The organism is Dactylosporangium sp. CA-139114 (assembly GCF_050955725.1).
GTDB lineage: Bacteria > Actinomycetota > Actinomycetes > Mycobacteriales > Micromonosporaceae > Dactylosporangium.
In genome coordinates, this window is the sequence record NZ_CP192080.1 from 2015798 (window position 1) to 2030967 (window position 15170).

The 15170-nt window shown below is 71.3% G+C and carries 15 protein-coding genes; 3 read left to right on the forward strand and 12 right to left on the reverse strand.

Annotated elements, in window-relative coordinates:
• Nucleotides 1–176 precede the first annotated feature (176 nt).
• The 6 genes from ACQP2P_RS09080 to ACQP2P_RS09105 all read right to left on the reverse strand — a co-directional run bounded on the left by ACQP2P_RS09080 (nt 177) and on the right by ACQP2P_RS09105 (nt 6948).
• Nucleotides 177–1001: a carbohydrate ABC transporter permease gene (locus ACQP2P_RS09080; RefSeq protein WP_433614637.1), complete on the reverse strand. Its 825-nt coding sequence runs from the start codon at nt 999–1001 to the stop codon at nt 177–179.
• On the reverse strand, nt 1001–1939 hold the full coding sequence (locus ACQP2P_RS09085) for a carbohydrate ABC transporter permease (RefSeq protein ID WP_433614639.1): 939 nt from the start codon (nt 1937–1939) through the stop codon (nt 1001–1003). Before ACQP2P_RS09085 ends, ACQP2P_RS09080 begins: the two co-directional genes overlap by 1 nt.
• Entirely contained in the window at nt 1936–3261 is a 1326-nt protein-coding gene (locus tag ACQP2P_RS09090) for an ABC transporter substrate-binding protein (protein WP_433614640.1), read from the reverse strand. The genes ACQP2P_RS09085 and ACQP2P_RS09090 overlap by 4 nt, the downstream gene beginning before the upstream one ends.
• Before the next feature lie 725 nt (nt 3262–3986).
• Entirely contained in the window at nt 3987–4865 is an 879-nt protein-coding gene (locus ACQP2P_RS09095; RefSeq protein ID WP_433614642.1) for an SIS domain-containing protein, read from the reverse strand.
• Between the two features lie 161 nt (nt 4866–5026).
• Complete coding sequence (locus tag ACQP2P_RS09100; RefSeq protein WP_433614643.1) at nt 5027–5254, reverse strand: hypothetical protein; 228 nt, start codon at nt 5252–5254, stop codon at nt 5027–5029.
• Nucleotides 5255–5640: 386 nt separating this feature from the next.
• A complete protein-coding gene (locus ACQP2P_RS09105) occupies nt 5641–6948 on the reverse strand; it encodes an alpha-glucosidase/alpha-galactosidase (protein ID WP_433614645.1) in 1308 nt (435 codons plus the stop codon).
• 107 nt (nt 6949–7055) lie between these two features.
• Between ACQP2P_RS09105 and ACQP2P_RS09110 the strand changes: the two genes are divergently transcribed.
• Entirely contained in the window at nt 7056–7835 is a 780-nt protein-coding gene (locus ACQP2P_RS09110) for a DeoR/GlpR family DNA-binding transcription regulator (RefSeq protein ID WP_433614647.1), read from the forward strand.
• A complete protein-coding gene (locus ACQP2P_RS09115) occupies nt 7832–9082 on the forward strand; it encodes a Gfo/Idh/MocA family protein (RefSeq protein ID WP_433614649.1) in 1251 nt (416 codons plus the stop codon). The genes ACQP2P_RS09110 and ACQP2P_RS09115 overlap by 4 nt, the downstream gene beginning before the upstream one ends.
• Nucleotides 9083–9735: 653 nt before the next feature.
• Here ACQP2P_RS09115 and ACQP2P_RS09120 read toward each other — a convergent pair.
• Entirely contained in the window at nt 9736–10785 is a 1050-nt protein-coding gene (locus ACQP2P_RS09120) for an alpha/beta fold hydrolase (RefSeq protein ID WP_433614651.1), read from the reverse strand.
• Between the two features lie 331 nt (nt 10786–11116).
• Between ACQP2P_RS09120 and ACQP2P_RS09125 the strand changes: the two genes are divergently transcribed.
• Complete coding sequence (locus ACQP2P_RS09125; RefSeq protein ID WP_433614653.1) at nt 11117–11698, forward strand: TetR/AcrR family transcriptional regulator; 582 nt, start codon at nt 11117–11119, stop codon at nt 11696–11698.
• 157 nt (nt 11699–11855) lie between these two features.
• Here ACQP2P_RS09125 and ACQP2P_RS09130 read toward each other — a convergent pair whose 3' ends face one another.
• From ACQP2P_RS09130 to ACQP2P_RS09150, 5 genes are read right to left on the reverse strand one after another with little or no spacing between them, the layout of a single operon-like run.
• The gene (locus ACQP2P_RS09130; RefSeq protein ID WP_433614655.1) at nt 11856–12650 is read right to left on the reverse strand and encodes an MBL fold metallo-hydrolase; all 795 of its coding nucleotides are present in this window, start codon (nt 12648–12650) and stop codon (nt 11856–11858) included.
• A gap of 2 nt (nt 12651–12652) precedes the next feature.
• Complete coding sequence (locus ACQP2P_RS09135) at nt 12653–13057, reverse strand: thioesterase family protein (RefSeq protein WP_433085034.1); 405 nt, start codon at nt 13055–13057, stop codon at nt 12653–12655.
• A 22-nt stretch (nt 13058–13079) separates the two neighbouring features.
• Nucleotides 13080–14477, reverse strand: coding sequence for a PH domain-containing protein (locus tag ACQP2P_RS09140; protein WP_433614657.1), 1398 nt, complete (start codon nt 14475–14477; stop codon nt 13080–13082).
• Nucleotides 14474–14977 carry a PH domain-containing protein gene (locus ACQP2P_RS09145; protein WP_433614659.1) on the reverse strand — a complete coding sequence of 168 codons (504 nt, stop codon included), beginning with the start codon at nt 14975–14977 and terminating at the stop codon, nt 14474–14476. The genes ACQP2P_RS09140 and ACQP2P_RS09145 overlap by 4 nt, the downstream gene beginning before the upstream one ends.
• Complete coding sequence (locus ACQP2P_RS09150) at nt 14974–15156, reverse strand: acetone carboxylase (protein ID WP_433619060.1); 183 nt, start codon at nt 15154–15156, stop codon at nt 14974–14976. The genes ACQP2P_RS09145 and ACQP2P_RS09150 overlap by 4 nt, the downstream gene beginning before the upstream one ends.
• Nucleotides 15157–15170: the final 14 nt, after the last annotated feature.

Consider the following 15170-nt stretch of genomic DNA (forward strand, 5'->3'; position numbering starts at 1 on the left):
CACGCGGGGGGAGCTCGGCGCATCCGGAGTTGCGCGCTTCTCCGGCGGTGCCGCGGCGCAGGCCACGCGGGGGGAGCTCGGGGCGTCCGGAGTTGCGCGCCTCTCCGGCGGCAGCGTGGCCCAGGCCACGCCCGAGGTATCCGGTACGTCCTGAGCCGCTCGCCGGCCCGGCTGGCTCATCCCTTCAGGCCGGTCATCGTCATCGTCGCCACGAAGCGCTTCTGAGCGACCAGGAACGCCACGACCAGAGGCAGCGTCGCGACCACATTGCCGGCCATGAGCTGCGACCACTCGGTCCGCCGCATGCCCTGGAACGAGGCGAGGCCGACCTGCAGCGTGTACTTGTGGTCGTCACTGATCGCCACGAGCGGCCACAACAGGTCGTTCCAGCTCGAAAGCAGCGTGAACACCGCAAGAGTCGCCAGTGCCGGGCGCGCGAGTGGCAGCACGATGCTCACGAACGTGCGCAGGACGCCGCACCCGTCGATGCGCGCGGCCTCCTCGAGCTCCACCGGCAGCGACAGGAAGAACTGGCGCATGAGGAAGATGCCGAACGCGGACGCGAGCCACGGCACGAACGCCGCGGCCAAGGTGTCGACGATGCCCAGACGCGCGAACATGAGGTACGTCGGAATCATGAGCAGCTGGATCGGGATCATCACCGTGGCCAGCACCGCGGCGAACGCGACCCCGCGCCCCGCGAACTTGAGGCGGGCGAACCCGTAGCCGGCCGCCGAGCACAGCACGAGATGGGCGACCACCGACACGGTCGAGACCAGGACGGTGTTGCCCAGCCACAGCAGGATGTGCGACTCCGAGAACAGCCGGCGGTACCCGTCGAGATGCAGGCCATCGGGGATGAACCGCGGCGGGAAGCGGTTGAGCTCGGCCTTGGTCATGAACGACGCGAGCACCATGTGCACAAGTGGCAGCACGAACATGAGCGACACGGGCATCAACACGAGGTGCCACGCGCTGAACGGGAGCACTTTCCGACGCATCAGAACGCCTCCTCGCCACTGCGGCGGCTGCGCCAGATCACGAGCGCGGTGAGCAGCAGCGTGACGGCGAAGAGGATGTACGCCGCCGCCGCCCCGTAGCCGAGGCGCCGCGTCTGGAAGGCCAGCTCGTACACGTAGTAGACGACCGTCTGCGTGCTGTTCATGGGGCCGCCGCGGGTCGTCGTGTAGATGAGGTCGAACAGCTGCAGCGCCGTGATCGTCTGCCACACCGTGGCGAACAGCGTCACCGGGCGCAGCTGCGGCAGGGTCACGCTGCGCAGCACGCGCCACTTCCCGGCGCCGTCGACGGTTGCAGCTTCGATCAGTTCTTTGGGCACATCCTGCAGCGCCGCGAGGTACACCACCGATGTGAACCCGACCTCGCCCCACAGCGCGACGATGCACACGACGACCAGCGCCTGCCGCGGGCTCTCCAGGAACTGCTGCGCGGGCAGGCCGGCCCGGCGCAGCACATCGTTCGCCAGGCCGAACTGCGGATTGAACACGTACCCGGCGAGGATGCCGGTCGCCGCCGCCGACGCCACGTACGGCACGAAGATGCACGTTCGGTAGAAACCGATCAGCCGGATGCGCTGATTGAGCGCGATCGCGAGCAGCAGCCCGAGCACGATCGAGCCGGGAACGAACAGCACGGTGAGCACGAGCGTGTGCTGCGCGGCGGCGGCCATGTCCGGATCCTGCGCGAGTCGCTCATAGTTGGCCCAGCCGATGTCCGTCGGCTGCGCGATTCCGTTCCACTTGGTGCGCGAGATGAAGAACGCCCACACCGCGGGGAAGAGCGACAGCCCCACGACGATCAACGTCGCCGGCCCGGCGAACGCCCACCCGGTGAGCGTCCGCCGGAGCTTCCGGCTCGTGCGGGGCCCGGCGGCGGCCGGCGCCGGCGCGTACTTCGAGGCCGCGAACGTCAGCGTCACTCGATCGCCCCGGCCGACTTCTTGGCGGCCTCGTCGAGCGCCTCCTTCGGTTTCGCCGCACCCTGCAGCACCTTCGAGATCCCGTCGCCGACGTTGCGCGACATCTCCTCATAACCGGCGACGGTGGGGCGGGCCTGCTTGGCGTTCGCGAGGTTCTCGAAGAACTTCTGGCCGCCGGGGTACTCCTTGACGTACGCCGCGAACTCGGGAGTTCCCTGCTCGGAGGAGCGCAGCGGGAGATTCCCGATCGCGAGATTCCACTTCGCGTCGGTCTCCTTGCTCGTGAGCCACTTGATGAAATCGCGCGAAGCGCCGGCCCGGTTTGCGTCATTGTGATCGAACAGCACCCACAGGTCCGGCCCCGACACCGTTTGGTGGTCGCCGTTGTACCCGGGCAGCTGCGCGACGCCGTAGTCGAGCCCGGCCTCCTTGATCTCCAGCAGGGCCCACGGACCCGACATCATCATGCCGATCCGGCCGTCGTTGAAGAGCTTCGCGTACTGCTCATCGGTCTGGTCGAGGTACATCGACTTGTCATCGACCGCCATCGCACGCAACAGTTCGAGCGCGGCGACGCCCGCGTCGGAGTTGAAGGCCGGCTTGTTGCCGTCGAGGATCTTCCCGCCCCGCTGCCACAACATCGGCCACAGGTGCCAGGTCGTGTCCTCGCCGCCCGACACCGAGTACGCGGTTCCGTACAAATTCTGTGACGGATTGGTGAGTTTCTTGGCCGCCGCGCGGAAGTCGTCCCACGACCACTGGTCGGTCGGGTACGCGACGTGCGCATCATCGAACAGTTTTTTGTTGTAAATGAGCGCAAGATTGTCCACGAGCGCGGGCACGCCGATGACCTTGCCGTCGTAGGTGGCCGTCTCGCGCGCCGCCGCCGGGATCTCCTGCCACCCGAACGACGGGTCCGCGACGAACTTGGCCAGATCCTGCGTCCTGCCGCTCGTCGCCAGCTCGCCGGCCCAGCTGCCGTACGCGTACGAGACGTCCGGGTAGCTGTTGCTCGTGAAGCCGGCCGAGAGCTTGGTGAGCAGGTCGTCGGTGGTCGCCGCACCCGAGGACGTCTTGATCGTGACGTTGGGGTGTGCCTTCGTGTACTCGGCGGCCAGCTCCTCGGCCTTCTGCTCGCCTTCGGAGGGCTGCCCGGTCCACCAGGTGAGCGTGACCTGGGCGGCGGGGTCGTACCCCTCGGCGGCGTCCTTGCCGTTGTCCGCCTTCGAGCCGCCGCCGCACGCGCCGAGCAGCAGCGCCAGACCGGTGACACCGGCGACCATTGATGTCCGTCGACTGCCTCGGTTGGGGATCAGCATCATCGCTGCACCTCTTCACTGGGGGATGTGGAGAGCTGTCGGTTTATAGGTGTATGCCGCCTGCCGGGCCATATCTCCGACAAGCGGGGCGATGCATCGCCACATGAGTGCTCGTGCGTCTTCGAGTGGCACTTTGCGTTCAGATGCTGCTTCGGTACTGCGTGTTGCTCCGCATCCAGATGTCGACATCGAGCACTGGTAGCCGCGTCGGCCCGCCTGGTCGCTTCGCTGCTGAGGGGCTGGTGTCGCTTCGCGAGTCGATGCCCGGCTCCGGTCACCGGGCACTACTCGTGTCGTGCTGTTCGCGTCGTCCGTGCCGGCTGTTCGCGTCCGGCCGTTCGTGTCGTTTTCCAGTGCGTTTGCTGACCGGCCCGGTCTCCTGGCGCCGGTTGCCGAAGCCTGTGTCGCTTTGTGCTCGTGTGCTGGTCCCGTCGCGATTCCCGGCCTCGTGGAGGGTGCTGATCCTCGTGCTGGGTGCTGATCCTCGTGCTGAGTCCCGGCCTTGTGGCGGTGCTGGGTTTCGGGGTGAGTCCTGGTCTCGCGATAGTGCTGGTCTCGCGGTCGTGCTGGTCTCGCGGTGCTGTTCTCGCGGTGGTGCTGGTCTCGCGGTGGTGCTGGTCTTGGTGCGAGTCCCGGTTTTCGTGGCCGTGCTGGTCTCGTGTCGAGCGCCGGCCTCGGTGCGGGGTGGCAGGCAAGGACGACGCGAGCGCGGGCCTCGAGGCGGAGTGTCAGGCGAGGACGACGGAGCGGGTCAGCAGGCGCGGATGATCCGGGTCGAGGCCGCGGTGCGCGGCGAGGGCCACGGCGAAGCGCTGCGCCAGGACCAGCTGGGCGAGCGGGTCGCGCGAGTCGCGGTACGGGCGGGCACCGGCGTCGCGGACGGCCTCGTCGAGGGATTCGGGCACGGCCCCGAACGACCAGACCAGGCTGCGCGGGCCGGCTACGGCGACGGGGCCGTGCCGGTAGTCCCGCGCCGGGTACGACTCGGACCACGCCTGCGCGGCCTCGCGCACCTTGAGTGCGGCTTCGTGCGCGAGTCCGACCGTCCAGCCGGTGCCGAGGAACACGAGGTGCTCGATGTCCGCCGGGTCGGCCGGCAGCGGGGCGGCCAGCGCGGCCTCGCCGTCGGCGATCAGATGGGCGAGGTCCTCGCCGAACGCGGCCCGGGCCAAGGCGAGCACGGTGGTGGGGAAGCGCGTCTGTACGACGCTGCGCTCGTCGGCGAAGTCCAGGAGCACCCGGGTGTCGACCAGGTCGTCCACCGGTTCGCCGGCCACGGCCGTGATCGCGACCCGGTGCGTCTCGGCCGGCACCGCGCGCAGAGCCTCCAGCACCTCGGTCGACGTGCCCGAGCGGGTGACGGCGAGGACGCGGTCGTACCGGCGGCGGGGCATGAACTCCGACGCGCACACGGCGTCGGTCTCGCCAAGCCCCGCGGCCTCACGCAGTTCGGCGATGCTCTGGGCGACGAACCACGAGGTGCCGCAGCCGAGCACGAGCATCCGCTCGCCGCGCGCGCCGAGCGCGGCCCGCCCCTCGTCCGCCAACCCGACCCCGCGACTCCACACGTCCGGCTGGCTGGCGATTTCGAGCGAAGTGTCGTTCATGCGCGAACGCTATGCGCGCTTGCGTTCGTTCCACAAGGTTCCCTGCACAAGTGAACATTCCTCGTTGCGCGTTTGACCTTGACTGCCTCTCCAAACGCGCATCTTGGCCAGGCCATCCGCGCAGTCCCCATCCGCCGGCCCATTTGTGCGAACGTGCGCCATCACAGCCGATCCCGCAAGGTGTGCAGGGCGTTGTGCGCGAATGCGCAACGAGGCCCCACGAGCGCGAACACCCGAAATACGTCCGCAAAACGCGCGGCGCCGCCTTTCCACGCGGCGCCGCCCTTCCACGCGGCGCCGCCCTTCCACGCGGCGCCGCCCTTCCACGCGGCGCCGCCCTTCCACGCGGCGCCGCCCTTCCACGCGGGGAAGCGCGGAGGCGCGGACATGCGGGGCGCGAGCGTCCAGCCGTTGCGTTCGGATGCGTCCGCGTGCGGTCATCCGAATGAACGCGCAGCTCGGCCGAGACGTGCGCGGACGTGCGAGAGAAGTGCGTGGATGTGCAGTGCAGTGCGGTGCAGTCGGTGGGGGTGGGCGCGGAGGTGCGGGGGAGAGGTGCGCGGTTGTGCGGGGTGGGTGGGTGGACGCGCAGTGGGGTCGGGCGCGGAAGTGCGGGGCGGATGTGCGGGATGGATGCGCGGGGCGGATGTGCGGGATGGATGCGCGGGATGGATGTGCGGGATGGATGCGCGAACGTGCAGTGCGGTCGGCGGAGTGGAGAGGGGCGGGGGTTCTGCGCGAATGTGCGCTGTCGTCTGTGCGAACCGTCAACGGGTCAGAGCCGTGCCGGAGCGCGCAGCGGTTCCGGCAGCAGGTCGCCGTGGGCGTTCGTCAGGTCGTCGCACAAGGACCAGATCTGGTCCACCGTCAGGGTCGCGGCCGTGTTCGGGTCGACCATCGCGGCCTGCCGGACCAGGCGCGGGTCGCCGGTCAGAGCGGCCTGCACGGTCAGCTCGCCCACGCTCACGAAGCCGCGGTTGACCGCCGCGCACTGCGGCGGCAGCGCGCCCACACGCTCGGGGTGCAGCCCGAGACGGTCGACCGTGCACGGTACCTCGACGCCGAAGCCCTCCGGCAGATTGCTGATCAGCCCGCGGTTGGCCACGTTGGCGTGGATGCGCCGCAGGGTGCCCGTCTCGATGCTGTGAACGATCTGCGGCGCGTACTCGGTCGCCTCCCGGTGCAGATCCAGCGGCTCGCCGGCGAGCACCGCGGCGCGGGTCGTGGCGTAGTCCGCCAGGTTGGCCTCGCTGATGCGCACGTACTCGCCCACGGGAATGCGCAAACGCTCGATCTCGGCGTCGTGGTGGAGGTACCAGGGCACGTACTCGGCGGAGTGCTCGCTCGTCTCGGTGGGGAAGTAGCCGAGGCGGCGGTACATGTCCATGCGCACGCGGCGGCGCAGCTCGGGATCGCCCGACAGCCGCTCGTCCAGCCGCGGGTAGAGGCTCTCGCCCCGGTGCTCCCACCGCAGCAGCCACGCCTGGTGGTTCACTCCGGCCGCGCGGTAGTCCACCTCATCGAGCGGTACGTCCAGCAGCGCGCACAAATCGTGCACGGTCCAGAAGACCGAGTGGCACAGGCCCGCCACGTTCAGGTCGGGCGCGATCGCGGCCAGGTACGCGACGTTCATCGCCATCGGGTTGGTGTAGTTGAGCAGCCATGCGTCCGGGCAGAGCTCGCGCATATCAGCCGCGATCCCGTCGAGTACAGGGAACGTGCGCAGGGCGCGAAAAATGCCCCCGACGCCGACGGTGTCACCGATGGTCTGGCGCACTCCGTACTTCGCCGGTAGCTCAAAGTCACGAACTGTCGCAGCGTGCATCCCAACCTGGATCGCGTTGATAACGTACCCAGCGCCCGAGAGCGCGGCCCGCCGATCCAGCGAGGCCGTGATCACGGGCGATGCGCCGAGCTGCTCGGCGGTGCGGCGGGCGATCGCCTCGGCCGTCTCCAGCCGCTCGGGATCAATGTCGTGCAGTGCGAGGGTCACGCCGCGCAACTCGTCGAAGGACAGCAGGTCGGCGAGCAGTTCGCGAGTGAACACCACACTGCCGGCGCCGAGGAACGCGATCACAGTCATGGACGGGATTCTCGGCAGCACGTGCACACTCGCACAAGGTATCGTCGCGATTCGCGCGCAAGTGGACTATCTTCACTGCGCGTTTGATCATCAGACCGGAGCTGGAAATGACCCAGAGTTCGCTGCGCCGGGCCGACCGCGTGTCGGCCATCCTCGAGCGGGTGTCGCGGGAGGGGTCCGTCGACGCGGCCGTCCTCGCCGAGGAGTTCGAGGTCTCGCCCGCCACCATCCGCCGCGATCTGCAGGTGCTGGAGGAGCAGCGGCTCGTCTCACGCACGCACGGCGGTGCGGTGGCCGTGGACATGGCCTACGAGCTGCCCGTGCGGTACCGAACAGGCCAGCATCGCGAGGAGAAGGTCCGCGTCGCCCAGTGCGCCGCGGGGCTGCTGCCGCACGGGCAGCTGACGCTCGGGCTCAGCGGCGGCACGACCACGCTCCTGCTGGCCCGCCTGCTCGCCGTCCGGGTCGACCTCACCGTCGTCACCAACGCGCTGAACATCGCCTCCGAGCTGGTGCTGCGGCCCCGGATCAAGCTCATCATGACCGGCGGCGTCTCGCGCACCCAGTCCTACGAGCTCGTCGGGCCGATCGCCGAGGAGGCGCTGCGCGGGCTCAACATGGAGATCGCGGTCATCGGCGTCGACGGGATCAGCGCCCGGGGCGGCCTCACCACCCACGACGACGCCGAGGCGCACACGAACCGGGCGATGCTCCGCCAGGCCGACAAGGTGATCGTGGTCGCGGACGGCTCGAAGGTCGGCCGTGTCTGCCTCGCGCAGATCAGCCCGCTCGACTCCGTCACCACGCTCATCACCGACCGCAGCGCCGACCTGGACCAGGTCGAGGCGATCCGCCGCACCGGCACCGCCGTGGTGGTGGCGGGTTGAGCGCGCCGGTGCGGCTGCTGGTGGTCGGGGCCGGGCAGCGGGGCACGTGGTACTCGCGGCTCGCCGTGCAGACCGGACACGCCGAGATCGTTGCGGTCGCCGAGGCCGATCCTGCGCGCCGCGCGGCGTTCGCGCGCGAGTTCGGACTGCCGGAGGTGAGCGTCTTCGACAGCTGGGAGCGGCTCGCCGGCCGGGAACGGCTCGCCGACGCGGCGATCGTCGCCACGCAGGACGCGATGCACGAGGAGCCCGCGGTCCTGCTCGCCGCGCAGGGGTACCACCTCATGCTCGAGAAGCCGATGGCGCCCGAGGAGGCGCCGGCGCGCCGGATCGCGGAGGCGGTCACCGCGGCCGGCGTGATCGCGGCGGTGTGTCACGTGCTGCGGTACACCCCCTACACGGCCGCGCTGAAGGAACTGCTCGATGCCGGGCGCATCGGCCGGATCGTGAGCATCCAGCACCTCGAGCCCGTCGGATGGTGGCACCAGGCGCACTCCTTCGTGCGGGGAAACTGGCGCAGCGCGGCGGTGTCGTCGCCGATGCTGCTCGCCAAGGCCTGCCACGACGTCGATTGGCTGCTGTACCTCGCGGACGAGCCGGTCCGCCGGGTCAGCTCGTTCGGCGGGCTCGCACATTTCCGGGCCGACCAGCGACCCGCGGGGGCCGCGGACCGGTGCCTTGACTGTTCGATCGAGCCGGAGTGTCCGTACTCGGCGCCGAAGCTCTACTTCCCGCTCGTGGACGCGCAGCCGCCGAGTGAACCCGTGCACTGGCCGCTGTCGGTGGTCTCGGCCGAGGCGAGCACGGCGGCGGTCACGGAGGCGTTGCGGACCGGGCCGTACGGCCGCTGCGTCTACGCCTGCGACAACGACGTGGTGGACCATCAGGTGGTGGCGATGGAACTGGCCGGGGGCGGGACCGTGTCGCTCACGATGACCGCGTTCACGCCGGCCGAGCATCGCAAGACGCGCATGTTCGGCACCCACGGCTACATCGACGGGGATGGACACTCGATCCGGCTCGTCGACTTCCGCACCGGCGCGGACGAGACGGTGAGCATCGACGCCCGCGGGTCAGGTGATCACTCGGACGGCGACGCCGGGCTGGTCTCGGCGTTCGTGGCCGCGGTGGCCGCGGGCGACGCCGGGCTGCTGCGCTCGGATGTGCGCACGAGTCTTGCGGGTCATCAGGTCGTGTGGGCCGCGGAAGAAGCCCGCCGCGGCGGGACCGTCGTGTCGCTGCCGTAGCCGCGCACGGGTCGTGATCGTCGGCCGGACACCGAACGGTGCGCGGGTCTGCTCGAATGAACAAACCCGCGCACCGGCTTGTCGTGGTCGTCGGGCGGCGGCGAAGTGGTGTGCGCCTCTGGTCGAATGAACAAAGTCGCGCATCGATAGCTCGCCGAGCGCCGATCAGCAGCGGACCGTCCGCAGTGCCCTAACGTCAGCAGCCGATCGGGCGCGGCGCGTTCGAAAGCCGGCAGCGAACCGTGCGCGGCCCGCTCAAACTCAGCAGCGGACCGTTCGTAGCGTCCCCTGCGTCGGCAGCCGGGCGTGCGCGGTGCGCTCGAGAAGTCGGCAGCGGACTGTGCGCGGTGCGCTCAAGGGTCGGCAGCGGACCGTTCGTAGCGTCCCCTGCGTCGGCAGCCGGGCGTGCGCGGTGCGCTCGAAAGTCGGCAGCGAACTTTGCGCGGTGCGCTCAAAGGTCGGCAGCGGACCGTCCGCAGCGCCCTTGCGTCAGCAGCCGGGCGTGCGCGGCGCGCTCGAAAAGTCGGCAGCGGACTGTGCGCGGTGTGCTCAAGGGTCGGCAGTGGACCGTTCGTAGCGTCCCCTGCGTCAGCAGCCGATCGGGCGCGGCGAGTTCGAAAGCCGGCAGCGAACCGTGCGCGGCCCGCTCAAACTCAGCAGCGGACCGTGCGCAGTGCGCTCAGGAACTGTGCCGGCTGGCTGAACGCGCAGAAGTGGCTCGCGCCGTCGATCAGGACGAGCTCCTTCTGCGGCGCGACGACCTCCGCGAAGTACTCCACCGCCGGCTCGGTCAGCGTCACCACGTCCTGCGCGCCCTGGAAGAGGAAGAACGGCACGTCGAACGAGATGCCCAGCGCGCGGGCATCCCACCGCATGAACTGCTCGAACATCAGGTCGCGCGACTTGCCGAAGCCCTTGAGCCAGGCCGCCACGTCGGCGAGGGAGTAGTCCGGCTTCGTCAGCAGCAGCTTGAACAGCGTGGTCAGGGCCGCGTTGCCGGTCGTCGGGTCGGTGCCCATGCTCCACTGCATGCGGGTACCCCAGCTCTTCACGTCCCAGGTGCGCGGGTCGGCGTCGAGCCGCTCCAGCGCCGCCACGCCGCGCCGGTTGCCCGCCGCGCGCAGTCGTTCGATGGTGTCCACGCGGCCCTTGCGCTCGTTCTCGACCATGTTCACGTAGAAGTCGGTGCCGACGTAGGCGCAGAACAGGTCGGGGCGCCGGTGCACCATGGGCAGGCCCACGATCGTGCCCATCGAGCCGGCCATGAGCAGGATGCGCTCCTGGCCGAAGTGCTGCCGCAGGTGCTCGGCCACCTCGATGCCGTCCTCGACCATCAGCTCGAAGTCCAGTTCCTCGGGGCGCAGGCCGCCACGGCGCAGCGTCCGGCCCGCGCCGCGGCGGTCCCAGTGCACGACGGTGAAGTGCCGCTCCCACTCGCGCAGGACCGGGGTGAACACCGAGTACGGCGAGCCCGGGCCGCCGTGCACGACGAGCAGCACCGGGTTGGCGCGGTCCTCGCCGCGGATCTGCAGCCACTGCTCGACGCCGCCGATGGCGACGTAGCGGCCCTCGACCACACCGTTCGGCGTGTCGATGCGCGCGTCGTTCGCGCGCTGGCGCTTGCGGACGGCGCGGTAGGCGAGCGGCGCGGCGGCGATGGTGGCGGCGGCGGCAGCGATGGCGGTGATGGCGAGCGCGGACATGGTGGGCCTCCCGATCGGTGGTGCCTGGCTTCGACCTGGTGGTGCCGAGCGACGGCTTGGCGGTGTCCGGCGTCGATGTGGTGGTGCTCGGCGTCGATGTAGTGGTGCCGGGCGCCGGCTTGGCGCAGCTCGGCGTCGATGTAGTGGTGCCGAGCGACGGCTTCGTGGTGCACGGCGTCGATGTGGCGCAGCTCGGCTCGAGTCGGTGGAGCTCGGTGTCGAGTCGGTGGAGCTCGGCGGCGATGCAGTGGTGCCGGGTTTCGATGCACCTGACTGTACAGAAGTATGAGACAAACGTACAAGACAAATTTCTCAGACGTATGATTCAGACATGGGTAACCGGGAGAAGCTGCTCGACGGGGCGCTGCAGTGCCTGCTCGAGAAGGGGTACGCGGCCACGACCGCGCGGGACATCGCCGGCGCGGCGGGGGTGAGCCTGGCCGCGATCAACTATCACTTCAGGACCACGGAGGCGCTGCTCAACGAGGCCCTGCGGCGGGCGCTGGAGCAGTGGGGCGACGAGATGGAGCGGGCCCTGCACGCAGCCGCGGACGTGGCGAACCCGGCCGGGCGCTTCGAGGCGGTGTGGGCGAGCGTGATCGCCTCGGTCACCGCGAACCGTGCGCTGTGGACGACGCAGTTCGAGGTGGTCACGCAACTGGGTCGGGAGGCGGAGCCGTCACCGGCGTGGACGGAGGCGCAGGGGCAGGCCCAGGCCGGGCTCGCCGCGCTGTTCCACGGCATCGACCCGGAGGCGGAGCCGGAGCTCGCCCGGGTGATCGGCGGCTTCTACCACGCGCTGCTCACCGGTGTCGTCGTGCAGCACCTGGTGGTGCCGCAGCAGGCGATGAGCGGCCGGGACCTGGCCTTCGCCCTCCGCGACATCAGCCAGCGCCTCGCCCGCAAGCAGTGACCACCAAAGAAGCAACCCGCAGCAGTGACCACCAAAGAAGCAACCCGCAAGCAGTGACCACCAAAGAAGCAAGCAGTGACCACCAAGGAGGATCGGCCGGGGGAGAGACGAGCGCCGGCAGGACGCGAAGATCGGACGACCACGAGAACCGGCAGGATCAGGCCTGGTTCAGCTGCAGGTAGCCCCGGTGGACGGCCGGCAGCGAGATCTCGAGCGGGAACGGCGACTTCGCCGCGACGCGCTCCGGTGGCGCGCCGTCCGCGTCGCCCTCCCGGATCAGCCAGGCGAGCGCGGCGAGCTGCTCGTGCTGCGCCGCCACGAACCGGCGTGTCACCACGGCGCCGTGGCCGGGCACGACCTGCGTCTGCGGGCCGATCTCGGTCAGGAGGGCGGCGACCGTGTCCGGCCACTCCAGCGGGAAGGCGTCGTCGAACTGGGGTGGGCCGCTCTGCTCGACCAGGTCGCCCGCGACGGCGACGTCGGCGTCGGGCACGAGCGCCACGAGGTCGCCGATCGAGTGCCCGCGGCCGTAGTGGCGCAGCCGCACCGGGCGGTCGCCGAGGTCGAGCTCGGCGGCGGTGCGCACGAGCCGGGTCGCGGGTGTCGGGGTGACGGCGACGAGGTCGGCGGCGAGGTCGGGGTGCTCGTGCACGGCCCGGTCGCGCAGGGCCGGCCCGACCAGCCGGGCGGCCTCCTCGTGCGACCAGATCGGGGCGCCGCCGGCGGCGAAGACCGCGTTGCCGAAGCAGTGGTCGAAGTGGTGGTGGGTGTTCACGACGAGGACCGGCAGCGGCGTCACGCGGCGGACCGCGGCGAGCAGGTCCCGGGCCTGCGCGGCGGTGGACAGAGTGTCGGCGACGAGGGCCGCCTCGCCGCCGACCACGAGGGTGGCGTTCACGTCGAGGACCGGGTGGCGCAGCACGTGCACCCCCGCGGCGATCTCGCGCAGCACGGTCACAACGACGCCAGGAACCGCGCACGGTCGACGATGACCCGCTCGACGCGCCCCTCCGCCACGACCTGCCGGCCGTCGCGGACCACGATCTCGAACGTGAGGCGGCGGCCGTCGGCCTTGGCCAGGCGCGCCTCGGCCACCACGCGGCCGCCGATCGGGGTGGCGGCGCGGTGCTCGAGGTCGGCCCGGGTGCCGACGGTCGTCCAGCCGGGTGGCAGGCGGCTCGCGGTGGCGCCGACGGTCGCGGCCTCGGCCAGGGCCAGCACGCGCGGCGTGGCCAGGACCGGGACGTCGCCCGAGCCGAGGGCCTGGGCGGTGTCGGCGTCGGTGACCGTCAGCTCGACGCGGGTGACGGCGCCGACCCAGGAGGCGGCATCGACCGTGGGGCGCTCGCTCGGCTGCATCCCTCAAGACTAGCGACCGCGGTCATTGCCCGGGCGCGGGAAATCCGAACGCCGGTGCCGCGGGCGGCTCCAGCGCCGCGGGTGGTGACGGCGACGGCGCCGGCGCGGCCGCGGCGAGGCGAGCCGCGAACGTGTGGCGCGCGGCCCGGGAGCGCGCGGCCAGCTCGCCGGCGAGGCGGTAGGCGTCCCCGGCGTCGCGCAGGCGGGCGGTCGCGGTCAGGCCGCCCGCCGTGTCCACGGTCACCGTCGCCAGCGACAGCGCGCGCTGCAGCGGCCCCTGCACGACCCGCACGCTCTGGACCCGCGCCAGCGGCACGGCCACGAGCTCGCGGCTGAGGACGCCCTCCCGCACGACGACCACGTCGTCGGTCACGGCCACCCCGATGCGCGAGCACGACCACGGGCCGAGCCACCGGGCGCGGCGGGGCGGGCGGCTCACGGGCAGCGCGGTGACGTCGACGGGGGCGGCGATGACGGCCTGCGCCAGTACCGAAGCAGCCACCGATGCGGCGTCGCAGGCCGCGGCGACGGGCACCAGCGTGCCCGCGCGCAGCTGCTCGTCGCCGTCACCGCCGTAGCCGGCCACGTCCATGCGCGCCCGGGCCCAGCCGGCCGGGCGCCACAGCAGCGGCCAGGTCAGCTTCACCCCCTGCACGCGCCGCGGCGGCACCGACTGGCTGCGCTTGTTCAGCAGCCCCTGCCGCACGCGCAGGGCCGCGGTGTCGTCGGCGATGCGGAAGTCCCACTCGTCGAGCACGCGGCGCACCGGCACCTGGAAGACGCCGAGGAACGCGGTGACGGTGCTCGCCACGCCGATGAGGGTCCAGTCGGGGTGGGCGAGCGCCGGCCAGATGACGAACGCGGCGCCGACCGGCACCGCGAGCAGCTGCGGGGTGAGCACCTGGGCGAGCAGCAGCCGGCGGTTGTCCACCCCGAACAGCGGGCGCTCGTCGGCGGGGGCGGCGGGCGCGGCTCCGGTCGCGAGGCCGAGCAGCCAGGCGCGCAGCTCGGTGGCGCCGGCGACGGTGAGGTACGCCAGCGGCGCCTCCGCCTTGCTGCCCCCGATCACCTCGAGGCGCAGCTCGGCCAGGCCGAACACGCGGGCCAGGGCGGGCCGCACGACGTCGATCGCCTGGACCCGTTCGAGCGGGATGGTCCGCACCCGCCGCGACAGCAGGCCCTCGTGGACGCGCAGCTCGCGGCCCACGACCTCGTACCCGGTCACCGCCCACACCACCGCCGAGACGAGCACCGCGCCGACGAGGATCGCGACCATGGCGATCAGCCAGTGCAGCAGCCCGAGGTCGGACAGGCCGCGCCAGGAGACGGCGACGGCGGCCAGGGCGACCAGTTTGGCCCCGCGCACCAGCGGCGTCAGCGGGTGCAGACGCTGCCGCGGCAGGGTCAGGGGCTCGGTCACAAACCCTCTTCCCGGATCTCGCCCAGGGCGGCGAGCCGGTCGCGCAGCCGGGTGGCCTCGGCGGCCTCCAGGCCCGGCACGGTGGCGTCGCTCGCCGCGGCGGCCGTGTGCAGGGTGACCGTGGCCAGGCCCGCGGCGCGCTCGATCGGCCCGGCGGTCACGTCGACGAACTGCATCCGGGCGTACGGCACGATCGACAGCCGCCGCACGAGCAGCCCGTGGCGGACCAGCAGGTCCTCGGCCCGCTCGGCGTAGCCCCAGGCGCGGACGGACCGGCGCAGGAACACCGCGCGCAGGGCGCCGCCGGCGACGATCGCCACGGCCGCGGCGTAGCACCACGCCGACCACAGGACCGCGGCGACCAGGGCGGCGAGGGTGAGGATCAGCACCCAGACGCCCAGGACGGCGAGGCGGACGAGGTAGTACCGCGCGGAGATCGGCCGCCACTGGACCGTGTCGGGCCATGGGCGCAGGGGGTCGGGCGCGACCGGAGCGTTCACCCCTCGAGCGTAGTGGTCTCGCGCAGGAAACCGCGCGCCGCGAGGAACTCGCCGAGCGAGGCCCGGTGCTCGTCGCAGGCCAGCCAGATCTTGCGCCGCTCGGGCGTGTGCAGCTTGGGGTTGTTCCAGAGCAGCTGCCAGCGGGCCTCGGAACGGCAGCCCTTCGCGGAGCAGATCATCTCGTCCACGCCAA